Consider the following 26,183-nt stretch of genomic DNA (forward strand, 5'->3'; position numbering starts at 1 on the left):
GGAACCGACATGCACGACAAGGCTGCGCGCCTGCGCAAAAGCCGTTCGCCGCAAGCCGATGTGGCGCCGGGCGAACGGCTGCCACCGGGGCAGGTGCTGACGGAGCGTTTCCCGATCCTGCACGAAGGCGAGGTGCCGGCGTATGACCTGGCGACGTGGTCACTGCGCCTGTTCGGCACCTTGGCTAACCCGGTCGAGCTGACTTACGCCGATCTGCAAGCGCTGCCGCAACGCCAGTTGCAATGCGACATTCATTGCGTAACACGCTGGTCGAAGTTCGACACCCGCTGGAGCGGGGTGCACCTGCAAGATCTGTTGCAGGCCCTGGACATTCATCCGACATCGTCCTTCGTCATGGCTCACGCCGATCACGATTACCAGACCAACCTGCGTCTCGATGATCTGTTGCACCCGGCCAGTCTGCTGGCCACTCATTACGACGGTCAGCCGCTGACTGCGCAACATGGCTGGCCGCTGCGTCTGGTGGTGGCGGGGCGGTACTTCTGGAAGAGCGCGAAATGGCTGCGCGGGCTCGAGTTCACCGATCAGGAACAACCGGGCTTCTGGGAGCGCAACGGCTTTCATTTGCACGCCGATCCGTTCATTGAACAGCGCTTCAGCGGTGATGCGCTGGATATTGCTGAAGATGCCTGGCGGGAAAAAGATTTCGACTGAGGGCATTTAACTTCACGCCGGGAAACACAGATTAATAACGTACTCTGCAACAGATTAGAGTGCATTTCTGTGCGTGATTAGTTGTTCGTTAGTTGGGTGTTCGTGTTGTTGCGTAAACACTGGTGCTGCTCAGGCAACACTCCGTTCGTCGGGCATAACCTAAGCGTTATTGGTTCTTTTGCGGCAGACGACTGCTCGTCTAGGATCGGTAAACAGGGGGTTCTACTAACTTTGGGGTTCTTGCGCTCTAACAGTCGATAGTTGTTCAACACACTTCGCTGCCTTTCTGAACATCAAAACTACAGCAGAAATTACCGTGCACTGATTGCCGACGCTCAATGGTTCGGCAGCGGCCGGTTATTAACTGCGATTCAAGGAGCTGTCGCATGATTCACCGTTCGCGTTCATTACTCGCCATCGCTGTTGTCAGTGCAATCTGGCAACTTCCTGCGCAAGCCGAAGAGACTTCCGCGCGCGCCGACGATGACACACGGCTGGGTACCGTGCTGGTCACCGGCACCCGGGGCACCGCACGTACGGTGCTGGATTCACCAGTACCGGTGGACGTGCTGACTGCCGAAGACCTGAAGACCGCCGGCGCCAGTGATGGCGAACTCGGTCAGGCGTTGCAGACGCTGTTGCCGTCGTTCAGTTTTCCGCGCCAGTCCAACTCCGGCGGCGCCGACCACGTGCGCGCCGCACAGTTGCGCGGCATGAGCCCGGATCAGGTGCTGGTGCTGGTCAACGGCAAGCGTCGGCACACCTCGGCGGTGGTCAATGACTCGTCGAAAATCGGTCGCGGCACGGCGCCGGTGGATTTCAACTCGATCCCGATCAGCGCCATCAAACGCATCGAAGTGCTGCGCGACGGCGCGGGTGCGCAATACGGCTCCGACGCGATTGCCGGGGTGATCAACATCATCCTCGACGACGCCCCCGAGGGCGGTGAAGTGTCCACCAGCTACGGCGCCTATCACACCCATCAGGACGCCATCGGCAAAACCACCACCGACGGCCAGAACAGCGTCACCACTGCCAAGATCGGCACGCGGCTGGGCGAAGAGGGCGGTTTCATTCGCGGCGGCACCGAGTACAAGAATCGCAACCCGACCAACCGCGCCGGCTACGACGGTTTTGCCGACACGCCGAACCAGCGCAACTATGTGATGGGCGACGGCATCGCGCGGGACGTCAACCTCTGGTTCAACAGCGAACTGCCGCTGGCCGGCGGCAAGGCCTATTCGTTCGGCACCTACAACCAGCGGCACACTACGGGCGCCGAGTTTTATCGCTATCCATCCGAGCAGCCGCAGTTCTACCCCAACGGTTATTTGCCGCAGTCGATCGGCGACAACAAGGACATCTCCGCCACCGCTGGTTTCAAAGGGCTGATCGGCGACGACTGGGACTTCGACAGCAGCGTCACCCACGGTCGCAACCGCTTCGACGGGGCTACCCGGCGCACCCTCAACGTCAGCCTCGGCGAGGACTCGCCGACCCGATTCGACACCGGCGACTACGAGTTGCGCCAGACCACCGCCAACCTCGATTTCAGCCGCGAACTGCGCCTGGGCGGACGCTCCTTCGTCCTTGCGCTCGGCAGTGAATACCGCTACGAAAACTACCTGACTTACGCTGGTGACGAGGCCTCTTACATCGGCTCCGGCGCGGACGGCGCCAACGGTTTGCGCCCGAGTGAAGAGTCGGATCTGGATCGCAACGTGTTCGGCACTTACGCCGAATTGTCCGGTGATCTCACCGACCGTTTCTTCGTCGATGCCGCCACGCGTTGGGAGCATTACGACGACGCCGGCAGCAAACTCACCGGCAAGCTCAGTGGTCGCTACAAGTTGACCGAGCAGTGGGCGTTGCGCGGTGCGATATCGAACAACTTCCGTGCGCCATCGCTGGCGCAAAGTGGCTTCCAGAGCACCACCAGCAACTTCGGTGACGGCGGCACGCTCACCGACATTCGCGTGCTCTCGGTCAACGACCCGATCGCCCGTGCCCTCGGTGCGCAGAAGCTCGATCCGGAAACTTCGAAGAACTACAGCCTCGGCCTGACGTTCCAGTTGAACGAACGTTTCGACGCGTCGCTCGACGTGTTCCGCATCGACGTCAAGGACCGCATCACGCTGTCGCAACGCATCGGCAGCGACGCGCTGGAAAGCTACATCAATGACAACTTCGGTGTGGCGGGCGTGCACGATGTCAACTTCTTCACCAACGCCGCCGACACCAGCACCCACGGTGCCGAACTGGTGCTCAACTATCACCAGCCGTTCTACGAAGGGCAACTGGGCCTGACCACCGCGTACACCTACAACCACACCAAAGTCACCAGCACCAAGGGCACGCCGTCGCAGCTGACCGCGTTGGGAATCGGCAACGATGCACTGGTCGGCGTCGAGGAAACCAACACCCTCACCGATGCGGCGCCGAAGGATCGCTTCGTGTTTTCTGCCAACTGGGCCAGCGAACATTGGGGTTTGCTCGGCCGTCTGACTCGTCAGGGCGAGACCACCCGGGTGTTCGATTTCGGTGACTCTCAGCCTGAGCAAACCTACGGCGCGGTGTGGCAACTGGACGCCGAGGTGACCTACAAATTCACCCCGAAATTCAGCATCGCCCTGGGCGGCAACAACCTGACCGACAACTATCCGGAACGCTCCGGCTCGGCCATCAACTACGGCGGCAACCTGCCGTACGACGTGCTCTCGCCGATCGGCACCAACGGTGCTTACTACTACGCCACCGCCACCTACGGCTTCTGAGTCCTGCCGCCAAGGATGGCGGATCATCAGCGGGAACCTTCATGACGCAAACCAATGGCCCCAAGCGGCATCTGCCGGTATTCCAGGCATTGCTGATCACGCTGGGCATGGTCATCACCACCGACATCCTCAAAACCGCGCCGACCGTTGCCTTGAACGTCGGGCCGGAACACTTCTATTGGGTCTGGGTCCTCGGCGGATTGGCGTCGATGGCCGGGGCCTTGTGCTTCGCTGAGATGGCCACCGCGTTTCCGCATCCGGGCGGTGACTATCATTTCCTGCGCACCGCGTATGGCGAGCGCATGGGTTTCCTGTTCGCCTGGTCGCGCTTCTCGGTGATGCACACCGGGTGGATCGCGTTGTCGGCGTTCATGTTTGCCGACTATTTCAACGCGGTTTTTCCGCTGGGACAGTACGGATCGGGACTGTTTGCCGGCGCGATCATTGCCGCACTGGTGCTGCTGAATCTGACGGGCAAGCACATCGGTTTCATCACCCAGACCGTGCTGGTCGGGCTGCTTGCCGTAGGCTTTCTGAGCATTGCCAGCGCCGGCGTGTGGCTGGTGTGGCAGGGCGTCGAACCGCTTGCGCCGAGTGCGCCGGTCACGCCCGAGCACACCGGCGCTGCGGGGTTTTCCGCTGCGATGATCTTCGTGTTTCTGGCTTTCGGTGGCTGGAGTGATGCGGCGACGCTGTCCGCCGAAGTGCGCGATGGCCGGCGCGGAATCTTCATCGCCATGCTCGGCGCACTGACGGTGTTGATGGCGATCTACCTGGCGCTGAACTGGGCGTTCGTCCAAGGCCTGGGGTTCGAAGGCCTGGCGGCGAGCAACGCGCCGGCGGTGGAGTTGTTGAACCGCGCGTTCGGTGCGCCGGGGGTGATGCTGATTCTGTTGATGGTCGGTATCGCGGCCATCGCCACCATCAATTCAACGCTGTTGGTTGGTGCCCGCACGACCTACGCCGCCGCCCGTGACGTGCCGCAATTGCGTCGCTTCGGTGAATGGGACGAACGCGATGGCGTGCCGCGCAAGGCCTTGCTGGCCGAGGGCGCGGTGGCATTGTTGCTGGTGTTGTTTGGCAGTTTTACTCAGAGCGGTTTCAACACCATGGTTGAGTACCTGACTCCGGTGTATTGGTTGTTTCTGAGTCTGAGCAGCCTGGCATTGATCATTCTGCGGCGGCGGTTTCCCGAGGTGACGCGGCCGGTGAGGGTGCCGCTTTATCCGGTTTTGCCGCTGCTGTTTTTCGGGTTGTGCGTGTACATGCTGTATTCCAGCGTGACGGTGGTGGGGCTGGGGGCGTTTCTGGGGATTGGGGTGTTGCTGGTGGGCGCGCTGTTGCTGGCGGTGTTGAGCCGCCTGGTGTCGACACCTCGGCAAGCTCTGCAGCGCACCAGCGATTAGAACGATACCTGCGCCGGTTGTGATAAACGCAGCACCGACAGATCGCCTGTAATCCGCTTATAAGCCAGACGAATCGCCTCAATGTCGCTCTCACGCTTCGGCCCGCTTTCGTGCAGGATCACAATCACCTTGGTCGCCAGCCGCTCCGGCGTTTTCGCATCGTGGTCCTTCCACTGCCCATAAGCATCGAACACGCTGAAACCGTCCGGGAAACGCGTCGTCACTTCCTGGTCGAGAAACTCGCGCCAGCGCGCCGGGCTCACCACGCCTTCCTTGCCTTCAATCGGCCCCACCGAGAAGTACAACTCGGTGCGGACCCACTGCGCCTGTGCCGGGCGCGTGGCATCGCCTTGCAGGGTTGAGCTGGAGGGGTCTTTGGTATGTACGGAAACAGGAGGAGGGCTGGCACAACCGGCGACCGCCAGGAACAGTGCTGCCAGTAGGAAACGTTGCGGCATGGAACTTCCTTATTGTTAAGAACTGTCCCGAATTATAGGAGGAGGTGGTAATAGCAATAAAAGATTAAAAAGTGGATCAGCCGTTAACTAATGGAATAAGCAGATGGCGTGAAAATAATTCGCGCTGGTTAGAACGATTATTTCTTTAAGTTATTTGCTTGGTATTGGATCGCATATCCAAGGCGTTCAAAAACCTGTTCTTGCATTTGATGGATCTGTGATTGCGTCTACTCTGCTGCTGCAACAGTTAAAGGCGCACGGAATGCTGCACTTGAACGGTTTGAACAGCCGTTATTGCTGTTCGATGGGCAGCTTGTTCCGCTTTGACCAATCCTTAGAATCAGCCCCATCAACTTCTCATCCAGTTCTTAAATCCTCAGGGAGCTTCACCATGATGAACGCCATGCAGATGCAAATGCCGATGAACGCCAACATGCCAATGATGCCGATGACCGGCATGCCGATGATGATGGCAACCATGTCCTGCGAAATGATGGACGACGGCATGATGTGCAAGATGATGCCGGCCGCTGGCATGGACATGGCGATGTTCAAGAACAGCTGCGAAATGATGCAGATGATGATGGACTGCGGCATGCCGATGATGATGCATTGCGGCAACATGAGCATGATGTGCATGTCCCCGGCGGCCATGGCCATGCCGATGATGAACATGATGATGCCGATGCCGATGATGGGCATGCCGATGCCATCGATGAAGTGCGTGATGGAATGCACCATGATGGCTGACTGCATGATGTGCAAAATCATGCCGATGCCGGGCATGAACATGGACATGATGAAAAACTGCTGCGCCCTGATGATGAAGATGATGAACGACTGCAGCATGCCGATGATGATGAGCTGCAACGGCATGCCGATGATGTGCTGCACCTGCTGATTTCCGGCAGCGCATGAAAAAGCCCCCGCAACTTGATATTGCGGGGGCTTTTGCGTTTCTGGAATTCGGTGAAGGCGGTATTCAGTCCAGGCGTTCGGGGTAGGTGACAACCAGATAGGCTATCGCCTCACTGTCGGCCGGATTGCGATAACGGTGGGGCTGGTCGGCGTAGAACAGGATCGAGTCGCCGGTCGACAGCAGATACCGCTCGTCGTTGACGCTGATCTCCAGCACGCCCTGGGACACCACCAGATTTTCCTGCACGCCGGGGCCGTGGCCCTCGGAGTGATCCTCGCCCAAGGGGCTCAGACGCAATTCGTAGAATTCAGATTGGCGCGCCACGTCGAATGGAAACAGCGCCCGACTGACAAAGGCACCGCTGGCACTCACCAACCGCTTGCTCTGGCTTGCCGACAACACGGCCACACCTTCGAACGCACGGTGTTCCAGAAACGCCGCCACCGACACTTTCAAACCCTTGGCAATTTTGCACAGCACCTTGATCGACGGCACGCTGCGGCCGGACTCGATCTGCGCCAGCATCGCCCGGCTCACGCCGCACTGGCGGGCGAGGGCATCCAGCGACAGATGCCGCTTGCCACGCAGGCGTTGCAGGTTCTGCGCGACGCGCTCGCAGATCGGGTCTTCTTCCAGTGATTCGAGGTTGTTCAGGTCCAGCACGGGTTCGCCTGCGCTCGCCAGAAAGCGCGAGGGTTCACGTGCGTTCACGCTTGACGCGGCTCGTCGGAACGAGCGGCCTGCACCCACTGAAAAGCCTGGTAGCCGGCGTTGCGCGCATACATTTCCCACATGGCCCGAGCCCGTTGCTGGGCTTGACGGCGTTTGCGGTAGGCGGCGAAGTCGATCAGGTTGTCGGTTGGATTCATGGCGCACTTCACTGTGATCAATGACGGGATGAGCTGAGAGTACGCCGATATTTTTATAACGATAAATACTGATTTTGTATTTATTAATTCTTTTAGGTTATTTATTCAGCGCCCCTCCTGCTGCTTGCGATAAGCCCCAGGTTGCACCCCTACCGACTTGGCAAACGCCCGTGTGAACGCGGCAATCGACTGATAGCCCACTGCAGCGCAAACCTGCTCGACCGTGTGATTGTTCTTCAGCAACTGGCAGGCATGGCGGATACGCAGCGCCAGCAGTACCTGCCCTGGCGACTGCCCTGCGAGTTCGTTGAAGCGCTTGAAGAACGCCGAGCGCGAGAGTCCGATGCAGGCCGCCATGCTTTCCAGCGACCACGGCAGTTGCGGTTGCTCGATCAGTCGGTCCAGCAGCGGCGCGAATTGCGGATTGCGCGCCAGCGCTACCAGTCCGCCGAGTGACGGGTTGCCGGCCATCTGCTGGCGCAGCACATACAGAAACAGCAGGTGACTCAGCCGCTCCAGCAGCGCCGAAGAGGGCGTCGGCTGGCGTTCGCACTCTTCCAGGATCAACTCGAACAAGGCCCGCGCCGCACTAGAGGAAGGATCCCCCGCTCGCAGGACGATCCAGTGCGGCAAGCCTTCGATGATCAGCGACGACAACCCTGACTTGAAGTGGAAGAACCCGCAGACCAGCCCGACGCCATCCTCTGCCTGGCTGTCCAGAGCCGTCATGGTCATGCGCGGCAAGGTCTGCGCGATGCCTGAGTCTTCAGCGCTGGACAGCCGATAGTTGAGGTCGCGCAGCAGGAACACCGCATCGCCGGCATTCAGGCGTAAGGCCTGAGTCTCGCCCTCGATGTGCAGCCAGCAATGGCCCTGAACGACGAGGTGAAAACTGGCCCGCGCCAGGCCATGCGTGCTGGCGTGCCAGCCGCCGCAATAGCGGCCGACATGGAACAGACTGGCGTCCAGTTCGAGACTCTCTAATAACCAATCAACCAGTGGGCTGGACGAAATCATCTAATGGAAACACTCAGGAGCAAGTAATCGCTACTTTAGAATATGGATCGGAATTCTTATAACCAACAGACTGGCCGGACACCCCGACTACAGGAGTCCAGCCCATGTCACGCGTCACACTACACACCTTGCAAAGCGCGCCCGAAGCGGCCCGGCCGTTTCTTGAAAATGCGCAGAAGAATTCCGGTTTCATTCCGAACCTGCTGGCCGTTCTGGCCAACGCGCCGGCCGCGCTGGAAACCTACGTTACGGTATCGGCGCTCAATGGAAAAGCCGAGTTGAGCCTGGCCGAGCGCGAAGTGGTGCAGTTGATCGCAGCGACTAACCATGGATGCGATTTCTGTGTCGCAGGTCATACCGCCGTCGCGCTGAACAAGGCAAAACTGCCGCAGGAAGTGGTCAGCGCATTGCGTGAGCGGGCGACCGTTCCCGAGCAAAAACTGGAAACCCTGGCGGCGTTCACCCGTGAAGTGATCGCCACCCGTGGCAACGTCAGTGAACAGACCTACAACCAGTTCAAGGCCGCCGGTTACACCGAAGGCAACGCGCTGGAAGTGATTCTCGGCGTGAGCCTGGCGACCCTGTGCAACTTCGCCAACGTGTTCGCCGATACGCCGCTCAACCCGGAGCTGGCGCCGTACCGCGCGTGACCGGCGGATCGATTCAGGCAGCGTGGTCTATGGTTGACGCTGCGTACAAGGAGAGAAACGACATGCTCGATCCGGCATTGAGTCAATGGCTGGACAACCACGCCCAGGCCCTGGACCTGGGCGACAGCGATCCGCAGCAAGTGCTGACGCAACTGGCGGCGGCCGATGTCCTGCGGGTCGGTATCAGCCCGTCATTGGGCGGCAGCGGCGGCGACATCAGCGACGCCGTGGAAGTGTTGGCCGAAGTGGCCAGTCATTCGCTGGCAGCGGCTTTCGTGTTCTGGGGTCAGCGGGCGTTTATCGAATACCTGCTGCAGAGCCCGAACGTGGCACTGCGCGAGCGGCTGTTGCCCTCGTTGATCAGCGGCGAGCTCGCCGGCGCGACTGGGCTGTCGAATGCGATGAAATTCCTCTCGGGCATCGAAGCCCTGCAAGTGCGCGCCCGCACCGAGAGCAGCGGCTGGAGCCTCGGTGGCCGGTTGCATTGGGTGACCAATCTGCGCAAAAGCGGCTTCGTCGTCGCCGCTGCGATTGAGCACGAAGAGGGCGGCTCACCGTTTGTGCTGGCGATTCCCGGCGAGGCCACTGGTGTGTCGCGTTCGGCGGATCTGCAACTGATGGGCTTGCAGTCAAGCAACACGGCGGCCATCGATTTTGCCCAGGTGCAGGTCGGTCGCGAATGGCTGTTGCATGACGATGCGCGGGCGTTTTTGCCGGCGGTGCGTCCGGCGTTTCTCGGCTTGCAATGTGGTCTGGCCATTGGTCTGGCGCGGCGCGCATTGAGCGAAGTGCAAAGCCATTTGCAGGACGGTCGCTCGATCCTGCTGGAGCCGCTGCACGAACAGCGCGAACAGTTGCAACAAACGGTGGAGCAACTCAAACAGGGCCTGCTCGATGGGCGCTTCCTGGCAAGGCCCGCTGCGTTGTTCCAACTGCGCATCGCCCTCGCCGAATCGGCGGCCAGCGCGGTGCAACTGGAGTTGCAGGCCAGTGGCGGCAAAGCCTATCTGACCGAACATGGCAGCGGGTTCGCCCGGCGCTGGCGCGAGTCGGCGTTCGTGCCGATCGTCACGCCGAGCCTGGTGCAATTACGCGCCGAACTGCAACGGCAGAAGCGGGAAGCGGCGGTATGACTCAGCCGTTGCTGCATGCCCGCGACATCAGTCTCGGCTATCCGCGCGCCGAAGGCTGGCACACGGTGCTGGAGGCGTTCGACTTGCAATTGCAGCCGGGTGAAGTGGTGTCGATCCTCGGCCCCAGCGGCGTCGGCAAATCCAGTCTGTTGCGCGTGCTGGCGGGGTTGCAACCGGCGCAGCACGGCAGCGTCAGCCTGCTCGGTGAACCGCTGAGCGGTCCACATCCACGGGTGGCCGTGGCGTTTCAGGATCCGAGCCTGTTGCCCTGGCTGACGCTGGAAAAGAACGTGGCGTTCGGCCTCGACTTCGCCCGTCAACCGCACCTGAGTGCCGAGCAACGCAAGGCGCGGGTCGACCACGCCATCGCTGCCGTCGGCCTGGAACATGCCCGGCAGTTTCACCCGGCGCAGTTGTCCGGCGGCATGGCCCAGCGCACCGCACTGGCCCGGTGCCTGGCGCGGCAGCCGCAAGTCCTGTTGCTCGACGAACCGTTCGGTGCGCTGGATGAAATCACCCGCGCCGACATGCAACAGCTGTTGCTGCAACTGATCGCCGAACACAACACTGCAGCGCTGCTGATCACTCACGACATTGACGAAGCCCTGCTGCTTTCCGAGCGGATTCTGCTACTGGGTAACAGCCCGGCGCGGATCCTCGGCGAATGGCGCGTCGACCTGCCTCAGCCCCGCGCCGAGCTGGTGGACGAACTGGGTGCGCTGCGTATCGATATCCTCAAAACCCTTCGGCGGGCGAGCCGCAATCCACTAACCCAACCTTTGCCCGAACCGTCGGAGATTGATCATGTGCCTGGACGATTTCACTCACACACGTCGTGACTTCCTCAAGCTCAGCGCCTTGCTGACCGCAGGTGGCGCGCTGCCGCTGCTCAACAGCCTCAATGCCCGGGCTGCGTCGGAGCCGAATGCGCCGGTGCGCATCGGCTACCTGCCGATCACCGACGCCACGCCATTGCTGGTGGCGCACAACAACGGGCTGTTCGAAGCCGAAGGCATCCAGGCCGAGCGCCCGGTGCTGTTGCGCAGTTGGGCGCAGGTGATCGAGGCGTTCCTGTCGGGGCAGGTCAACGTGATTCACCTGCTGTCGCCAATGACCGTCTGGGCCCGTTACGGCAGTAAGGTGCCGGCCAAGGTCGTGGCCTGGAACCATGTCGGCGGCTCCGGCCTGACTGTGGCCCCGGGCATCACCGAGGTCAAACAGTTGGCCGGGCAAACGGTGGCGATTCCGTTCTGGTATTCGATCCACAACGTGGTGGTGCAGCAGTTGTTTCGCGATCACGGACTGCTGCCGGTGAGCAAACCGGCAAGCGCCGCGCTGGCCGCCAACGAGGTCAACCTGGTGGTATTGCCGCCCTCGGACATGCCGCCGGCACTGGCCGGCAAGCGCATCGCCGGTTACATCGTCGCCGAGCCGTTCAATGCGTTGGCCGAAGAACTCAAGGTCGGGCGGGTGCAGCGTTTTACCGGCGACGTCTGGCGCAATCACGCTTGCTGCGTGGTGTTCATGCACGAGCAGGATCTGAACAACCGCCCCGAGTGGTCGCAGAAAGTGGTCAACGCAATCGTCAAGGCGCAACTCTGGACCCGCGACAACCGCGCCGAAGCCGCGAAGCTGTTATCCAGGGACGGCGACAACCGCTACACGCCCCATGCCCAGACCGTGTTGAACCGCGTACTGGAGCCGGACGCCGCAGATCGCGAGCAATACCTGGTCAGCGGCGCAATCCAGCACAGCCATTGGGACGAACAGCGCATCGACTTCCAGCCGTACCCGTTCCCCAGCTATACCGAAGAACTGGTCAAACGCCTCAAGGACACGCTGATCGAGGGCGACAAAGGCTTCCTCGCCAGCCTCGACCCGCAGCACACAGCCAAGGATCTGGTGGACGACCGCTTCGTGCGCAACGCCATTGCAGCGGTCGGCGGGATGAAGGCGTTCGGCTTGCCCGAAGGCTTTGAGCGCAGCGAGGAGTTCAGTCTCCGATGAGCAAGTCGAGTTCACCCATCGTCCACGGGTTGTTGGGCGCGGCAGGATTGCTGGGGTTGTTACTGCTGTGGTGGCTGGGGGTACATCTGGCCGGTGGAGGCGAGGGTCTGGCGGCACGGTTTTCGCCGCAGGCGACGCTGGTCAGCCTCGTTGAGTTATTAGGGCGGGCCGAGCTCTACGAACATGTGCTGGTCAGCCTGAAACGGATCGTGGTCGGCTTGCTGCTGGCCTTGCTGATTGGCGTGCCGCTGGGGCTGATGATCGGCAGCTACCGGCATCTCGAATCGGCGACCACACCTGCCTTTCAGTTCTTGCGAATGATCTCGCCGCTGTCGTGGATGCCGGTGGTGGTCATGCTGATGGGCGTGGGCGATCAGCCGATCTATTTCCTGCTGACCTTCGCCGCGATCTGGCCGATCCTGCTCAACACTGCCGCCGGGGTACGCCAGCTCGATCCACGCTGGCTGCAATTGAGCCGCAGCCTCAGTGCCACACGCTGGGAAACCTTGCGCAAAGTCATCCTGCCCGGCGTGCTCGGTCACGTGTTGACCGGGGTTCGGCTGTCGATCGGGATTCTGTGGATCGTGCTGGTGCCGTGCGAAATGCTCGGTGTCAGCGCAGGGCTGGGCTACTTCATCCTCGACACGAGGGATCGGCTGGCGTACTCGGAATTGATGGCGATGGTGCTGTTGATCGGTGTACTCGGATTTGCCCTCGATGCGCTGGCTCGAGGACTGCACCGGCGCTGGGCACCGGCCTGAACATCGAATGGCTGCTCAGGCCGGGATCGATCACTCAAAGACTTTGAGGGTCCATTTTTTCTCCCAGCCTTTTCCGGAGAAATGCAGGGGCACAAAGAGTCCGTAAGTCTGCAGATACGCGTAGGTGATCGTGCCGTCACCGATGATGTCGTTTGCGCCAGTGCAACCGATGATTTTGGCAGTACCGGTCCAGGACGGATAAAGCTCGTTGGCAGCCTTTTGTTCCTTGACGTCGCAGTTGAACTGTTTTTCGATCAGCGGCTTGGGCTCCTCGTACCACTTGTGAGGCCTTTGAATCGTGTAACTCAGATGCGCGCCGAGCGGCATGGTCGCCCAGTCGCCGGTGAACCTGAGATCGGTGAGGCCTTCTTCCTCTGTTTCCAGAGGTCTTTTATAAGCAAACGTGGATTTGGCGAGGGGGATCAATCCGCGAAAACTCAATTCGACCGACTGATGCAGATCGAAGCCTGAACGTTCGGTCAGTTGGCTGCCCGCCCTGGCCGGAAGGAATTTATTCATCGGCCCCATGCGTGGCGGCTCGCTTGGCTGGCCTTGGGAAGTAATGACCGTTGACTGTCGCAGACGAGCGACGCTTTTTTCCGGCTCGGGCATCTTCAAGGCTTCGATGGCCTGCTTGACGGTTGGCGCCAGCTCGGGCTCCGGCAACACAAAGGGCTTCAGCTCACGGCCGGTGAAAAGTCTGAGCTGATCCAGCGCCAGCGGCCTGGTGCAGACTTGCTGAAAGATCCGGCGCTGATCATCGTCGAGATTTTTCAGGTCAACCGGTTCGATCGTGGTTTTCAACTCCCCACCCAGCACTTGGCCATATCTGTTGAGCTGGAACATGCTGAGTGGAGTCAGTCGCTGCGAGACGCAGTCGGCTGTCCAGCGTTGCCGGACCTGTGAATACAAGGAAGACGAGCCTGGCGTCCGTATCTCGGCAGGTAGCACCCGGGCTGACCAGAACGTCACGGAATTACCGTCTGCTTTCAGGTTGGCCTGGTCGATCATTTGCCAGACTTGATCTTCGGCTGTCGAAAACACTCGCCATTGCGGTGTTGCGGTCTGGGCGCATGCGTCTTTGAATTGATTGCTGTGCAGGTATTGGCTCTTTTGCTTGTCTGGCAATTGTCTACGATCGCTGGCGCCCCGGCGTTCAGTCGTGAGCACCACGAGCCCGGATTTGGTCGCGTAGCCCATTTGTGCATCCGGTCGATGGCAGTCCGCATCAAATCGCGCGATGTAATTCAGCTTTCCGTTCGCGGGAGATGTCACAAAGTAAGTGACGATGTCGGCCTCGCGCACGATCGAGTTGGGGGTGGGGAGCCCCTTCAGGGCGTCATCAAAGATCTCGAATGCAATCGGAGGCGGCTTGGGGATTGTGTCTATGCCATAGAGCGACTGGCAACCGGACAGTGCTACAACCAGAAAAATCGGGGAAAAACGTTTGAGATGATAAATCGTGGCGTCCATGCGGAATCTGCTGAGGATTAAAATGATGGCATATTAGCATTATCCCTTGCCATCACTGATGCCTGCCAGCGATCACCTGTTCCAGTCAGCAGGTCTGGAACAGGTGAGAGGGCAAGTTTGCTGCCTGTCTCTTACTGGCTGGCGTTCAACACAATCCGATACCGTGCCTTGCCACTGCGCAAATGATCGATGGCTTCGTTGACCCGACTCATCGGAAATTCCTCAACCTGCGGCAGGATCTGATGCCGCGCGCAGAACTCCAGCATGGTCGCCGCCGTGGCAGGCGAGCCTACCGGTGAGGCGGACAACGATTTCTGTTGGGGAATCAGGTTGAACACGTGCACCGGAATCGCGTCGGGCACGATACCGACGAAGTGCAGCCGGCCTTTGCCGCGCAGGGTGGCGAGCATTGCCGTCCAGTCGAGGTTGGCGTTGGCGGTGATCAGCAGGAAATCCAGAGTACCGGCAATCGCTTTCAAGGCATTGCTGTCGGTGGAGGCGACGACCTTGTGGGCGCCGAGGCGCTTGGCTTCGTCCTGTTTGCTCAGTGACGAGGTGAATGCCGTGACGTCGCAACCCCAAGCATTCAGAAAGCGCAGCGCCAGGTGACCGAGACCGCCGATCCCGACGACACCGACCCGATCCGTGGGTTTGATGCCAAATTCCACCAGCGGGTTGAACACCGTGGAGCCTGCGCAGAACAGCGGGCCGGCGAGGGCAGGGTCGATGTTGTCCGGGAGTTTCAGCGCCCAGGCCCAGTGAGTACGCAGTCGATCGGCGAAACCACCGTGGCTGCCGATGATCGTGGGTTTGGCGGTCGCGCAAAGGTGATGGGAACCGCCGATGCAGGACGAGCAATGCATGCAGCTGCTCTTGTACCAGCCGATGCCGACCCGCTGGCCGACTTCGAGGCCGCGGACCTGAGGGCCTGCACGCACGATGCGGCCAACCACTTCGTGACCGGGAATGAACGGGTACTGGCTGATGCCCCAGTCGTTGTCGATCAGCGACTGGTCGGAGTGACAGACGCCGCAATATTCCACGGCGACTTCGACTTCTTCATCCCCGAGCGGACCGGGATTGTAACTGTAGCGCTCCAGTGGTGCGCCGGCCGATGTGGCGGCCCAACCGGTAAACGTCGTCGGTTCGGTGTTATTGCTCATTGGACACCTCCAGGTCTGGCGACAGGGCCATGGCGGCCCGGTGCTGCGGGCGCAGCCTGAAGAGTCTAGCGGGTCATCGGGCGATCGCTAGAGCCAGGTGTCCAGCACGCGTCGGTCCAGTTCTTCCCAGTCCGCCATGCCCAGCACTCGCGTGGTATTGAGCCCGCGCAGATAGCCGCGCAATTGATTGGCGACGGCCCGCACCGACTCCGAATCGTCCGCTGACTGGCCCAGCACGGTTTCGTATTCGACGAGGTATTCGGCCACCCGGTCGCGGAATTCGGGCAGCACGGCATCGCGGATCAAATCAAAGGTTCGCACGGATAATCCTCATTTGTTTTCGTTGTGATCGAGTGTGCAGCAGTCTGCACGCTGCGCAACTATTGGTTCAAGTAATAGTGACCATCAAGAAACGCAAGTTCTGCTTTGCGGCCGACAGGCGGAAAATCGCCTCCATCGAACACGCTGCTGAAGGAATTTGCGCGATGAAGACTTTGACCCGACTGGCTGTAGTCGCCCTGCTGATGGGCGGGGTGGCCGTGACCGCACCGACTTACGCAAGCGACGCCGGTACGTGCCATTTTCTGCCCATCGCCGGTGCCAGCAGCGGGCTGCAGCATTCGCAAACCGTGGGTGTGCTGTACAGCGAAAACACTCTTGAGAACCAGCAATACCTGGAGCGTTATCACGACGTGGCGGTGAATGGTGCCAAGGATGCACTCGATGCGCGGATCCGCGACGCCTTCGTCAACAGCTCCGATCCGGAACTGGCCATCGACTGGTTGATGAGTTCGCTGCAACAGCAATTTCTCTCGGTGACGGTCTACGACAACCTGGATTCATTGGTGCAGGCCCATCCGGATGTGGTGGTGATGCTCGACACCCACAACCGTTTGCTGACGCAACGCAACAGCCAGGTCGAAGCGCGGTTCGCCGCACGCTTCTACGACGCCAACCTGCAATACATCGGCAAGGCCGAAGGTGCGGTGGAGAAGCAACTGCCTTCGGTGTGGGTCCACAACAAGGCAGCGCCCGAGATTGCAGCGCAGATCGAGCAGCAACGGGATCTGCAATTCAGCGCCCTGAAGCAGTTCGATGACTCGCTCAAGGCCCTGGTGAGTGCTGGCTGAACACCCAAATCAAAAATCGCAACGGCAGCGCCCGTGACGTTGAACGTTGCTTGAGAACCGAACCATTTATTTTCAGGATTTTATCCATGCGTGCCTTTTTTATCCCTGCCATGGCGTCTGCCACTTTGTTGCTGACTGCATGCGCCTCCGCACCGAACGACCCGACGCTGACCTTGCAGACCCACAAGACGCCCGCCCAGTACGCCGAATGCGTCGTGCCGAAATTGCAGCACGGTGCAATGAACCCGACGGTCTCGCAGACCCAGCGCAGCTACCGGATCGTGGTGCCGAGCAAGGTGTCGGCGGACAACGTGCTGGAAGCCTACAAGGCACAGGACGGCGGCAAGGTTTTTTTGTACGAGCGCCACTTGCTGGCTTCAAGTTTCACACCGTCGAGTTTTGAACGGGCTGCCCAGGAGTGCCTGTAACGCCTGACGGTTAACGCTTTTGACGATGCTCCTTTGGTTGGCCGCAACCAACCAATTCCTTTGCCCCGCACTTTGCGGGGCTTTTTTTGCCCGTCGTTTGGTGCAGTCGGCGCTACGCTGGATAGCGGATAAGGTTTTTCGGGAGAACAAGAATATGAAGAAGGACAGCAGCGGCGCGGCGACTGAGAGTCCCTCTGTGCTGATCGACGCAAGAATCCAGGAACTGAACGACTGGCGCGGCCAAAAACTGGCCGAGATCCGCGCGATCATTCACGAGGCAGACTCTGAAGTGGTCGAGGAGTGGAAGTGGCGGGGCGTTCCGGTCTGGTCACACAACGGCATCATCTGCACCGGGGAAACCTACAAGGCTGTGGTGAAAATGACGTTTGCCAAAGGCGCGGCGCTGGAGGATCCGTCGGGACTGTTCAATGCCAGTCTGGAGGGCAATACCCGGCGGGCGATTGATGTTCACGAGGACGACAAAATAGATGCAAAGGCACTGAAAGCGCTGGTGCGTTCGGCGATTACGTTGAATACAAAAAAATGATTTGCCGTTGAGGCAGAGGTGAAGCAGAGGAGGGTGAAACGAGGAAAAAAATGGCAGGGGCGGCTGGATTCGAACCAACGCATGGCAGGATCAAAACCTGCTGCCTTACCGCTTGGCGACGCCCCTGTAGCTATTGGTTTCAGTCCCGAGAGGACCTCTGCAACAGTGGGCGGCACTTTACCAGCGCTCTTGCGTTCTGGGAACCCCTGAAGCAAATAAATTTCATGGAAAACAGCTACTTATTTTCAAACCAGCGTGTTTGCGGGCTTTTTCAAGGGGCGCAGGGTTTCAGTCCGGGCCAGGCGAAATCAGTCGCTGCTGCAGCCGAGCAGAATCCAGCGTTGGCCTTGGGCATGAACATCGAGCGCGAATTCCCAGAACACGGGATAGCCAGGGTGGCCCTTTCTTAGCCAGAAAGTGCTCACCCGATCAGCCTGTTCAACGTGTGCGGCTTCCAGCAGTTTCCCGGCAAGGTGCAAGACCTCGGCTCGTTTCAGCTCCAGATCGATAGGGCCGGCGCCCTCATCGCCAGGGTAGGTCAGTGATTCAATGACCAGTTCTTTCGCATCCTCGACGGATAACGGTGTCGTGCGATCCACCTCACAGTTGCTTGAAACCGAAGCCCTGAGCGCATCGACCAATGACTGATGTGCGTCCAGAGGACCGTAAACGTTAACCCACACCTGATAATTCCACCCGTAAAGCAGGTGCTCCAATCGAAGGAAATCCTCGGGTCTGTTATCACTTGCTACCTGCATGAATGCTTCCTTTAACCATGGTGTTTGCCACAAAACCGATTGCGCATTGATCGCAGTAAAGTCCGTTGATGAATTGCTCAAGAGGCGGGGCATTGAGCGACTGCGGCTCGCACTCGTCTATGGCCAGTTGGTCCAGCCGGCGATAGCCTGCTTTTTGTTCCCCGGGAAACAGCTTGCTCGGGCTGGCAGCGCCGATGAGGATACTTTTGGGGCGAACGGAGTGAGCCGAGCCGCAGCGAGGGCAGGCCTCTTCGCAGTCACGTTGCATGGCATGACCTGACACATAGGGAGAGATCGTCAAGGATACAGATGTTCTCGGCGACGGTCGCTCCCGTGTGGCGCTCTGCTCAGCTCAACGTACTCGGTGCCACCCCCAGCAAACCCGTCAACGTGTTCATGATTGCCTGCTGACGGGCGCGGTCCGTCTGGTGCCTGGCCTCGGCGGCGGCGACGTCGGCGTGGCAGTGCGGGCAGATTGATTCATGGGGGTGGATGTATTGCAGGCAGCTGCGGCACAGCGCCAGTTGCACGGGGATGCGGCCTTCCTCAGGGGATTTCTGGCCCTGATTGATCCAGGCGAGTTTGATCACCTGGCCGCTGTCGCTGACGCTGCTGACGTGTTCGCCGGTGTCGATGCGTTCGGTGATCAGGTCAAAGCGTCCGACTGCGAAGGAACGCTGCGCCGCGTCTTCAATCTTGACGATACGCTCGCGCAGTCCGCGTTTTTGCAGTTCCAGGGTGCGGTAATGGCAGTACGGGTTGTTGCCGGGTTTACCCAGCAATGAGTGCGAAGTCCAGGTGCAGCCGCCCCGGCAGACATCGTTGTAATAGCAGCTGCGGCAGTAGCCCCACAGGTCGTCGACCGAGCGCAGGCGACCGAAGTGGATGCCTTCGCTGTAATGCCAGATATCGTGCAGGCTCATGTTGCGCACGTTGCCGCCGGAGAAACCGACAGTCGCCAGTGACGGACAGCCTTTCACCGTGCCGTCGGCTTCGAGCGCCAGTACGGTCTGACCCGCCGCGCAGCCGCTCCAGTGCACGCGTTCATCACCGAAGCCACGCCACAAATGTTCGTAAGGGCCGTAATAGCCGATGTTGTTGCCGACGTTCATCAGCAGGCCGCGATCCACGCCTTCGCGGTACAGGCGCGCGAGCAGCGGCATCACTTCCAGCAGTTGATAGGGTTGCAGCAGCAGTTCCGGGTGATCCACCGCGTTACCCATGGCCACGGTGATCTGGATCTGCCAATGGGTGGCGCCGAGTTCGATGATCGTGTCCATCAGCTCCGGCAAATCAGGCAACGTAGCCGCACCGATCTGGGTGTTGACGCTGACGGCCAGCCCGGACGCCTTGGCCCGGCGCAGGGTGTCGACCGCCTTGTCGAACGAGCCGGGCACGTTGCGCACTTTGTCGTGCAACGGTGCGAGCCCATCCAGAGAAATCCCGACCCCGTTGAGGCCCGCATCGACCGCTGCCTGCATCTTCGCCGGCGTCAGGTTGCGTCCGCCGGTCTGGATCGCGCAGTACATGCCGTGGTCGTGGATGGCCTGGATCAGTTGCGTCCAGTCCTTGCGCAAATAGGCTTCGCCGCCGATCAAAGTGATCTCGCGGGTACCGAGTGCGGCGAGGGAATCGATCACGTCGAGGCATTCGCGGGTATTGAGTTCATCGGGGCGTCGATGCCCTGCGCGCGAGCCGCAATGCAGGCATTTGAGGTCGCAGGCCAGGGTGATTTCCCAGACCACGTGCACCGGCACGTAGCGTTTGAGATCGGTGTCATTGAGGTAGCGGGCAGGGCGGATGTCTGTCATGGGAGATCCTTGCGCACGGTCCTGTGCGCGGCACGATTGGACTGATCTCGATTCGCCGCAAGACCGGGCGAGGCCAGCAGTGACCTCGCCCGGGGCGTGCGGTTTAGCGTGCTTCCAGACGCGCGATTTCTGCGTTCAGATGCTCAAGGGCACTGCGTAACGCGCCTTGGTGGGCCAGTTGCTGCTCACCCTGTTGCACCACGGTTTTCAGCTGCGCCAGATCGCCACTGGTTTGCGCTTGCTGCACGGCCACGGCATACAGCGGCTGGAAGTGACGCTCGTGCGGTTGCGGCTCGATGGTCGGCGCCTGATGCACGGCGACGTGTTTCACCTGATGCCCGTCGTAGCTGTAATCGACAAATCCGCTCTCCCAGGTGCCATCAAGGATGCCTTTGAGATGAAAAGTCTCGGCGATCTGGCTGTACGGGCCGCTCGGGCTGCCGTCGAGGACGAGGACGATGTGATTCTCGACCGCCGAGGTCAGTTTGGCCTCGCTATAGTCGCCCCAGACCCGCGCGCGAAAATTGACTGTTGGCCAGGTACTCTGAAAGACACTGGCAACCCCGCTGACTTTTTTACTGACGGTATTGACCAGCAGATCGAGGGTCAGAACCGGGGCGCCGAGCAAGGAATTGCTGGCGATGAGGCGGGTATGAAAAAGTCCGATCGACATGGTGCTACTCCCTAAAGTGAATGATGGATTCAGTGGACGGCTCAGCGTGCCTGCAACCGGCTGATTTCCTTCTTCGCGGCTTCCAGTGCGCTCTGCAATTGCGGTTGCTGGTCCAGTTGCTGCTTGGCCAGCTTCGCCAGATTTTTCATCTGGGCCAGGTCGCCGCTGGCGATGGCGCTCTGGATAGGAGCGGCATACAGGGGCAGAATCGGCGGGTAATGGTTAATGATGACCGGGCCTGGCTCAAACGGCGGGAAGACCTTCGACTGCACTTCCGCCAGGTGCGCAGGGACGTTGTTGACCTCGACCCAGTGCGTGCCATTGAGGTACTGGTAGTTGGCGACGCCTTCTTTCCAGTCAGTGCCGACCACCAGACGAATCTTGAAGTTGATGATGGAATTGGAACCGTAGCCGCCATGATTGCCTTCGGCGGTAATCAGGATTTTGCTGACGCCGGGTTTCATGACCGTCAGATAGGTGTACTCGCCCCAGACATCCGAGTGGATATCGAGCGGCGGGTTGGTCGCTTGAGTGACGGTGGCGCCGCCGCTGACCTCATGCTGCGGCGTGGACACCAACAGGTTGAGCAACAGACTTTGCGCGCCGGGCAGCCCCGTACCAATGCGGTAACTCAACGGGAACAAGCCGACATTTTGCTGAGTAGCTGACATAGTGATTGCCTCCATTGCAATGTGGGAAATGGCCTTAGTGTTTTTCCAGACGGGAAACTTCTTTGGCCAGTTTTTCGTACGCGGTTTGCAGCTCTTTCGCTTCCGGCTTCGTTGAGTCGCGCTGTTTCAACAAAGTCTTCATCTGTTGCAGATCGCCTCCCGTGATAGCGCTCTGGATGGCGACGCCGTAAGGCGGCATGTTGTGTTTTGAGCCAGTCATATCGAGGGTTTCCTCGTGGTGGTTGCCAAACGTCCCCTTCAGGCGAGGGGAGCCTTCCCTGACAGGCAGGCGACAGCCAACGGCAAGAACGACTGGCGACAGTGGTTCCCGGCTACGTGAACGCCTGATCCGTCTGGATCCGGTGGAGCGGGTCAGTTGATTCGCGCGGGTTCGAGGTCTTTGTCTCGACTCACGCGCAGACGTCGTCAGCCAAAACCTTCAGGCCTCGCGGCGGGCGTCAGTAATGAGGTTTGCCGGAACGGCAAAGGGGGGGAGTTCACCTGTACGTTGGTCATCTTTCTGTCCTTGATAGAAAGCAACGAAACACAGGGATAGGTCGTAATAACCCGCAACCACAAAAACCATCCCTGATTTTTCTTCCAGTGCGGCTGATGGCGCCCATCGAGAGATGTTTGCCAAATGGCCAGCATATCGCCAGCCACGCAACCCTAGCCCCGTTTGTACGGGGCTGCCAGAAAAAGCGCCGAACGGTCATGGCCGCTGCTATCCTTCGCCGATTGCGAGATGAATAGTGGAAAAAATCGGCCTATGAACACGAATCGTGACCAATTTCCCTTGCCCGAAGACCTCAAGGTGTTCCTCACTGTCATCCGCAAGAACAGCTTCGCCAGCGCCGCCGATGAATTGGGCTATTCGCCGGCCTACGTCAGCAAGCGCATCGCGGTGCTCGAAACCACGCTCTCGACAAAGCTGCTGCACCGCACGACCCGGCGCATTGCGCTGACCGACGATGGTGAACGGGTACGGATCTGGGCGGAAAAACTGCTGGGTGATTTCGATGACTTTCTCGGCGAGATTGCCCAGGCCCGACACCAACCAGCGGGCTCGCTGCACATTTGCAGCAGCTTCGGTTTCGGCCGCAATCACGTCGCGCCGGCGATCAGTGAACTGTCCCGAACATGCCCGAAGCTCGACATTCGGCTGGACGTGTTCGACCGCGTGGTCGATCTGGTGGGCGAGGGCTTCGATCTGGAAATCCTCGTCGGCGATGACCTGCCGGGCCAGCATCTGGCGCGCAAACTGGTCAGCAACCGGCGAGTGCTGTGCGCCACACCGGAGTACCTCGAACGCCGGGGCACACCGCAATCACTCGAGGACCTGAAGGATCACGATTGTCTGGTGCTCAAGGAGCGCAACAATTCGTTCGGCATCTGGAACCTGACCCGCAACGGGCAAGAGGAGTCGGTACGGGTCAGCGGGCCGTTGTCCTCCAACAGTGGCGAAATCGTGATGGAGTGGGCCTTGAGCGGCGGCGGGATTCTGTTGCGCTCGATGTGGGACGTCAAACCGATGCTCGAACAGGGGCGGCTGGTGCAGGTGCTGGAGGATTACACCCAGAGCGCCAACGTCTGGGCGGTGTACCCGACACGGCTCAGCGAGTCGGCCAAATTGCGGGTGTGTGTGGAATTTCTCGAAGAGTATTTTCGCGACTTGTCGGTTGAATGAAACCGGGTGGTTCAGTGAACCACCCGGTTTTTTGTTTTCAGCCCAACCAGGGATTTTCCGCGAGATGCAGCGCTTCAAAAGCGCGAATCTGCTCGGTGCGTTGCAGCGTCGTGCCGATGGCGTCCAGCCCCAGCAACAGTGACTGTTTGCGCAGTTCATCAATCTTGAACCCGATCAATGTGCCGTCCGCCAGTTCGATGGTTTGCTCGGGCAGGTTCACGCGGATGTGCGCGGTCGTCGGAACGCTGATGACGTCGGTGACCTGTTTGAACTGCTCTGCATCGAGTTGAATCGCCAACACACCGTTGCGCTGACAGTTGTCATAGAAAATCCCGGCAAACGTGGTGCCGATCAGCGCCCGGATGCCGACCTGCTTCAAGCCCCACACCGCGTGTTCACGGCTGGAACCGCAGCCGAAATTCGGGCCGGTCACCAGAAACGCGGCGTCCTGCCAGGCCGGTTGATTGAGCACGAAGTCAGGGTTTAGTTCGCCGGAGGCGAGAAAGCGCAGATCGAAGAACAACCCTCGATCCAGGCCCTGACGATCAATGCCCTTGAGGAACTGCTTGGGCATGATCACATCAGTGTCGATGTTGGACGCCAGGAACGGCGCGGCACTGCCGCTGATGATGGTGAAAGGTTGCATGGCTCAAACTCCCGGCGCGAAGGCGCGAACGTCAGTCAAATGTCCGGTGATGGCGGCTGCGGCGACCATCGCGGGGCTCATCAGGTGCGTGCGAGCACCGGCGCCCTGACGGCCTTCGAAGTTGCGGTTGGTGCTCGATGCGCAGCGATCACCTGGCGCCAGTACGTCGTCGTTCATCGCCAGGCACATGGAACAGCCCGATTGCCGCCACTCGAAACCGGCATCGAGAAAGATCTGCGCGAGCCCTTCGTCTTCGGCCTGATTGCGAACCAGCGTCGAGCCTGGAACGATCATCGCCCGCACGTTGGGCGCCACATGCTTGCCGCGCACCACGCGGGCAACGTCACGCAAATCTTCGATCCGCGCATTGGTGCAGGAGCCGATGAAGGCGTGGCTGATCACCACTTCGCTCAGCGGCGTGCCGGGTGTCAGGCCCATGTAATCGAGGGCGCGTTGCAGGCCCTGACGCAAAATCGGGTCGGGCTCGCCGGCCGGGTCCGGCACTCGTCCGCCGATCGGGGCGGCCTGATCCGGGCTGGTGCCCCAGGTGACCATCGGTTCCAGCGCGGCGACATCGAGGCTGACTTCACGATCGAACACCGCGCCATGATCGCTGTGCAGGGTTTTCCAGCGCTCGACGGCCTGTTCCCAGATTTCCCCTTTGGGCGTGCGCGGCTTGAGTTGCAGGTAGGCGAAGACCTTGTCGTCCGGCGCCATGAACGCACCACGGGCGCCAGCCTCCACGGCCATGTTGCAGATGGTCATGCGCGCTTCGACGCTCAGGTCGCTGATCGCCGGGCCAGTGAATTCGATCGCATAACCGGTGGCCCCTGAAGCGCCGATCTTTTCGATCAGGGCCATGATGATGTCTTTCGACGTGACGCCCGCACCGAGCTCGCCATTGACTGTTACGCGCAAGGTTTTCAGGCGTTTGTAGACCAGGGTTTGCGTCGCCAGCAGGTGCTCGATTTCCGAGGTGCCGATGCCAAAGCCGAACGCGCCCAGCGCACCGTAAGTGGTGGTGTGGCTGTCACCGGCCGCGACCACCATGCCCGGCAGAATGAAACCCTGTTCCGGCGCCACGACGTGTTCGATGCCCTGGCGCTTGTCCAGCACATCGAACAGTTCGATGCCGAAGTCACGGCAGTTCTCTTCGAAATACGACACCTGCCGCGCACCGCCCGCGTCGGGCATGGTCGCGGTGCGGGTTGGCGCGGTGGGGTTCACATGATCGACCACCGCCAGCGTCGCGGCGGGGCGCCAGACCTGGCGTCCGGCGTCTCGCAAACCGCTGAAGGCTTGCGGGCTGGTGTATTCGTTGGCGACCTGGCGGTCGATGTAAAGCAGCACGTGGCCCTGATCGTCGAGGGTGCAGACCGTGTGACTGTCGATGTGTTTCTGGTACAGGGTTCTCGGGCTGGGCATGGCTTGTGCTCTTTTCTGTCCGGGGCAAAACAACATGAAGACAGAATATTGATCGCAGAAACGCCATCAAGAGCGCTTTGGTGAAGCCGTTGAACACGAAATGTGAGTAATTGCCTCAAGCCTTGGCGCGCATGCCGCGCATTGGGTCGTCGAGCAATTCGAACTGTTCGGCCATGAAGTCGATGAGCATGCGCAGCGACGGCAGCATGCCGTGGCGGGTCGCAAACACGGCGTAGATCATTTCTGTGCGCGGTGCCCAGTCCGGCAGCACCACGGCCAGTTGCCCGCGTTCGATGAAGTCATGGACCAGCGACATCGGCATCTGCGCCACACCGATGCTGTCGATGGCCGCGCACCGGAGCATCGGCAGCCCTTTGGTGATCAGTTGCGGGCGGTGTTGCAGGGTGAACTCGGCGCCATCCGGATGGAACAGCGTCCATTGGTAAGCCTGCTGCGGACTGCCGTGATGAACGCTGGGGAAGCGCGACAGGTCTTCCGGCTCACGGGGCTCGCCGAGCCTATTCAACAGCGCGGGGCTGGCGACCAGGCATTGCGGTCGCTGCGACAGCACCCGGCTGATCAGCTCCGAATCCTGAAGCAGCGGCGGTCGTACCCGCAGTGCCAGATCGACGCCTTCGGCCACCACGTCGACCTGCCGGTCGCTGGCTTCCAGATGCACTTCGACGCGCGGGTGCATGGCCATGAAGCGCGTGATGATCCCGCCGACGCATTCTTCCAGCAGCGTGGTCGGACAGGTCACACGCAACACACCGGCCGGTTCGGCGCGGGTCATGGCAATCGCCGCCTCGGCCGCTTCGGCCTGCTTGAGCATCGAGCGGCAGTGGGCGTAGTAGGTCTGGCCCAGTTCGGTCACCGAGAAGTTGCGCGTGTTGCGGATGATCAACCGCACGCCCAGTCGCTCTTCGAGCAAGGCGATGCGCCGGCTCAGGTTCGACTTGGGAATCCCCAGCGCCCGCGCCGTCGGCGCAAAGCCACCGTGGTCCACCACCATCACGAAATACTGCAGGTCATTGAGATCTAGCACGGGCGGCATTCGCTCGGGAAAAGGATGGCAACTATACAAGTCCGATTGTCCATTGTG

The 26,183-nt window shown here is 60.3% G+C and carries 29 protein-coding genes and 1 tRNA gene; 13 read left to right on the forward strand and 17 right to left on the reverse strand.

Translation table 11 applies throughout. The features are described from left to right. Nucleotides 1-9 precede the first annotated feature (9 nt). The 3 genes from AC07VV_RS02060 (at nt 10) to AC07VV_RS02070 (ending at nt 4,855) form a co-directional block, all read left to right on the forward strand. Nucleotides 10-675 carry a sulfite oxidase-like oxidoreductase gene (locus AC07VV_RS02060; RefSeq protein ID WP_495035060.1) on the forward strand — a complete coding sequence of 222 codons (666 nt, stop codon included), beginning with the start codon at nt 10-12 and terminating at the stop codon, nt 673-675. A gap of 386 nt (nt 676-1,061) precedes the next feature. After that, a complete protein-coding gene (locus AC07VV_RS02065) occupies nt 1,062-3,449 on the forward strand; it encodes a TonB-dependent receptor plug domain-containing protein (RefSeq protein WP_495035061.1) in 2,388 nt (795 codons plus the stop codon). 41 nt (nt 3,450-3,490) lie between these two features. Beyond that, nucleotides 3,491-4,855: an APC family permease gene (locus tag AC07VV_RS02070; RefSeq protein WP_495035062.1), complete on the forward strand. Its 1,365-nt coding sequence runs from the start codon at nt 3,491-3,493 to the stop codon at nt 4,853-4,855. Here AC07VV_RS02070 and AC07VV_RS02075 read toward each other — a convergent pair. Then, nucleotides 4,852-5,313: a DUF3574 domain-containing protein gene (locus AC07VV_RS02075; protein ID WP_495035063.1), complete on the reverse strand. Its 462-nt coding sequence runs from the start codon at nt 5,311-5,313 to the stop codon at nt 4,852-4,854. The two genes, AC07VV_RS02070 and AC07VV_RS02075, sit on opposite strands and share 4 nt — an antisense overlap. A 391-nt stretch (nt 5,314-5,704) precedes the next feature. Between AC07VV_RS02075 and AC07VV_RS02080 the strand changes: the two genes are divergently transcribed. After that, nucleotides 5,705-6,214, forward strand: a complete 510-nt coding sequence (locus tag AC07VV_RS02080; RefSeq protein WP_495035064.1) for a hypothetical protein — start codon at nt 5,705-5,707, stop codon at nt 6,212-6,214. An 81-nt stretch (nt 6,215-6,295) separates the two neighbouring features. Here AC07VV_RS02080 and AC07VV_RS02085 read toward each other — a convergent pair whose 3' ends face one another. The 3 genes from AC07VV_RS02085 to AC07VV_RS02095 all read right to left on the reverse strand — a co-directional run bounded on the left by AC07VV_RS02085 (nt 6,296) and on the right by AC07VV_RS02095 (nt 8,118). Continuing rightward, complete coding sequence (locus tag AC07VV_RS02085; RefSeq protein ID WP_495035919.1) at nt 6,296-6,886, reverse strand: helix-turn-helix domain-containing protein; 591 nt, start codon at nt 6,884-6,886, stop codon at nt 6,296-6,298. A gap of 53 nt (nt 6,887-6,939) precedes the next feature. Then, the gene (locus AC07VV_RS02090) at nt 6,940-7,101 is read right to left on the reverse strand and encodes a hypothetical protein (protein ID WP_170929559.1); all 162 of its coding nucleotides are present in this window, start codon (nt 7,099-7,101) and stop codon (nt 6,940-6,942) included. 105 nt (nt 7,102-7,206) lie between these two features. Beyond that, complete coding sequence (locus AC07VV_RS02095; protein WP_495035065.1) at nt 7,207-8,118, reverse strand: cupin domain-containing protein; 912 nt, start codon at nt 8,116-8,118, stop codon at nt 7,207-7,209. A gap of 104 nt (nt 8,119-8,222) precedes the next feature. Between AC07VV_RS02095 and AC07VV_RS02100 the strand changes: the two genes are divergently transcribed. The 5 genes from AC07VV_RS02100 to AC07VV_RS02120 all read left to right on the forward strand — a co-directional run bounded on the left by AC07VV_RS02100 (nt 8,223) and on the right by AC07VV_RS02120 (nt 12,669). Next, nucleotides 8,223-8,768: a carboxymuconolactone decarboxylase family protein gene (locus tag AC07VV_RS02100; RefSeq protein WP_096821635.1), complete on the forward strand. Its 546-nt coding sequence runs from the start codon at nt 8,223-8,225 to the stop codon at nt 8,766-8,768. Between the two features lie 62 nt (nt 8,769-8,830). Next, nucleotides 8,831-9,901, forward strand: a complete 1,071-nt coding sequence (locus AC07VV_RS02105; protein WP_495035066.1) for an acyl-CoA dehydrogenase family protein — start codon at nt 8,831-8,833, stop codon at nt 9,899-9,901. After that, on the forward strand, nt 9,898-10,740 hold the full coding sequence (locus tag AC07VV_RS02110; protein ID WP_495035067.1) for an ABC transporter ATP-binding protein: 843 nt from the start codon (nt 9,898-9,900) through the stop codon (nt 10,738-10,740). The genes AC07VV_RS02105 and AC07VV_RS02110 overlap by 4 nt, the downstream gene beginning before the upstream one ends. Beyond that, on the forward strand, nt 10,706-11,908 hold the full coding sequence (locus AC07VV_RS02115) for an ABC transporter substrate-binding protein (protein WP_495035068.1): 1,203 nt from the start codon (nt 10,706-10,708) through the stop codon (nt 11,906-11,908). Before AC07VV_RS02110 ends, AC07VV_RS02115 begins: the two co-directional genes overlap by 35 nt. Next, the gene (locus AC07VV_RS02120; RefSeq protein ID WP_495035069.1) at nt 11,905-12,669 is read left to right on the forward strand and encodes an ABC transporter permease; all 765 of its coding nucleotides are present in this window, start codon (nt 11,905-11,907) and stop codon (nt 12,667-12,669) included. Before AC07VV_RS02115 ends, AC07VV_RS02120 begins: the two co-directional genes overlap by 4 nt. A gap of 30 nt (nt 12,670-12,699) precedes the next feature. Here AC07VV_RS02120 and AC07VV_RS02125 read toward each other — a convergent pair whose 3' ends face one another. The 3 genes from AC07VV_RS02125 to AC07VV_RS02135 form a co-directional block, all read right to left on the reverse strand. Beyond that, the gene (locus tag AC07VV_RS02125) at nt 12,700-14,142 is read right to left on the reverse strand and encodes a hypothetical protein (RefSeq protein WP_495035070.1); all 1,443 of its coding nucleotides are present in this window, start codon (nt 14,140-14,142) and stop codon (nt 12,700-12,702) included. A gap of 131 nt (nt 14,143-14,273) precedes the next feature. Further along, nucleotides 14,274-15,305, reverse strand: a complete 1,032-nt coding sequence (ahr, locus tag AC07VV_RS02130; protein ID WP_495035071.1) for an NADPH-dependent aldehyde reductase Ahr — start codon at nt 15,303-15,305, stop codon at nt 14,274-14,276. 87 nt (nt 15,306-15,392) lie between these two features. Further along, on the reverse strand, nt 15,393-15,626 hold the full coding sequence (locus AC07VV_RS02135; RefSeq protein WP_096821642.1) for a hypothetical protein: 234 nt from the start codon (nt 15,624-15,626) through the stop codon (nt 15,393-15,395). 164 nt (nt 15,627-15,790) lie between these two features. Between AC07VV_RS02135 and AC07VV_RS02140 the strand changes: the two genes are divergently transcribed. From AC07VV_RS02140 to AC07VV_RS02150, 3 genes are all read left to right on the forward strand, one after another. Continuing rightward, entirely contained in the window at nt 15,791-16,435 is a 645-nt protein-coding gene (locus AC07VV_RS02140; protein ID WP_495035072.1) for an ATPase, read from the forward strand. 86 nt (nt 16,436-16,521) lie between these two features. Next, on the forward strand, nt 16,522-16,863 hold the full coding sequence (locus tag AC07VV_RS02145) for a hypothetical protein (protein ID WP_096821644.1): 342 nt from the start codon (nt 16,522-16,524) through the stop codon (nt 16,861-16,863). A 154-nt stretch (nt 16,864-17,017) separates the two neighbouring features. After that, nucleotides 17,018-17,410 carry a DUF1801 domain-containing protein gene (locus AC07VV_RS02150; RefSeq protein ID WP_495035073.1) on the forward strand — a complete coding sequence of 131 codons (393 nt, stop codon included), beginning with the start codon at nt 17,018-17,020 and terminating at the stop codon, nt 17,408-17,410. A gap of 51 nt (nt 17,411-17,461) precedes the next feature. Here the strand turns inward: AC07VV_RS02150 and AC07VV_RS02155 are convergent. The 7 genes from AC07VV_RS02155 to AC07VV_RS02185 all read right to left on the reverse strand — a co-directional run bounded on the left by AC07VV_RS02155 (nt 17,462) and on the right by AC07VV_RS02185 (nt 21,543). Further along, nucleotides 17,462-17,536: transfer RNA gene (locus tag AC07VV_RS02155), tRNA-Gln, on the reverse strand. A gap of 182 nt (nt 17,537-17,718) precedes the next feature. Continuing rightward, nucleotides 17,719-18,168 carry a hypothetical protein gene (locus AC07VV_RS02160; RefSeq protein ID WP_495035074.1) on the reverse strand — a complete coding sequence of 150 codons (450 nt, stop codon included), beginning with the start codon at nt 18,166-18,168 and terminating at the stop codon, nt 17,719-17,721. Then, a complete protein-coding gene (locus AC07VV_RS02165; RefSeq protein ID WP_495035075.1) occupies nt 18,152-18,436 on the reverse strand; it encodes a hypothetical protein in 285 nt (94 codons plus the stop codon). Before AC07VV_RS02165 ends, AC07VV_RS02160 begins: the two co-directional genes overlap by 17 nt. A 79-nt stretch (nt 18,437-18,515) precedes the next feature. Continuing rightward, entirely contained in the window at nt 18,516-19,979 is a 1,464-nt protein-coding gene (locus tag AC07VV_RS02170; RefSeq protein ID WP_495035076.1) for a GDL motif peptide-associated radical SAM/SPASM maturase, read from the reverse strand. 103 nt (nt 19,980-20,082) lie between these two features. Beyond that, entirely contained in the window at nt 20,083-20,652 is a 570-nt protein-coding gene (locus tag AC07VV_RS02175) for a DUF1842 domain-containing protein (RefSeq protein ID WP_495035077.1), read from the reverse strand. A 41-nt stretch (nt 20,653-20,693) separates the two neighbouring features. Further along, complete coding sequence (locus AC07VV_RS02180) at nt 20,694-21,323, reverse strand: DUF1842 domain-containing protein (protein ID WP_495035078.1); 630 nt, start codon at nt 21,321-21,323, stop codon at nt 20,694-20,696. Between the two features lie 34 nt (nt 21,324-21,357). Next, the gene (locus AC07VV_RS02185) at nt 21,358-21,543 is read right to left on the reverse strand and encodes a DUF1843 domain-containing protein (protein WP_085708738.1); all 186 of its coding nucleotides are present in this window, start codon (nt 21,541-21,543) and stop codon (nt 21,358-21,360) included. 549 nt (nt 21,544-22,092) lie between these two features. Here AC07VV_RS02185 and AC07VV_RS02190 point away from each other — a divergent pair. Beyond that, nucleotides 22,093-23,010, forward strand: coding sequence for a LysR substrate-binding domain-containing protein (locus tag AC07VV_RS02190; protein WP_495035079.1), 918 nt, complete (start codon nt 22,093-22,095; stop codon nt 23,008-23,010). A gap of 37 nt (nt 23,011-23,047) precedes the next feature. Here the strand turns inward: AC07VV_RS02190 and leuD are convergent, their stop codons facing one another. The 3 genes from leuD to AC07VV_RS02205 form a co-directional block, all read right to left on the reverse strand. After that, nucleotides 23,048-23,656: a 3-isopropylmalate dehydratase small subunit gene (gene leuD / locus AC07VV_RS02195; protein WP_495035080.1), complete on the reverse strand. Its 609-nt coding sequence runs from the start codon at nt 23,654-23,656 to the stop codon at nt 23,048-23,050. A 3-nt stretch (nt 23,657-23,659) separates the two neighbouring features. Beyond that, the gene (leuC, locus tag AC07VV_RS02200; RefSeq protein WP_495035081.1) at nt 23,660-25,081 is read right to left on the reverse strand and encodes a 3-isopropylmalate dehydratase large subunit; all 1,422 of its coding nucleotides are present in this window, start codon (nt 25,079-25,081) and stop codon (nt 23,660-23,662) included. Between the two features lie 115 nt (nt 25,082-25,196). Continuing rightward, nucleotides 25,197-26,135 carry a LysR substrate-binding domain-containing protein gene (locus AC07VV_RS02205; protein WP_495035082.1) on the reverse strand — a complete coding sequence of 313 codons (939 nt, stop codon included), beginning with the start codon at nt 26,133-26,135 and terminating at the stop codon, nt 25,197-25,199. Nucleotides 26,136-26,183: the final 48 nt, after the last annotated feature.

Source organism: Pseudomonas sp. GW821-FHT02C04 (genome assembly GCF_059421845.1).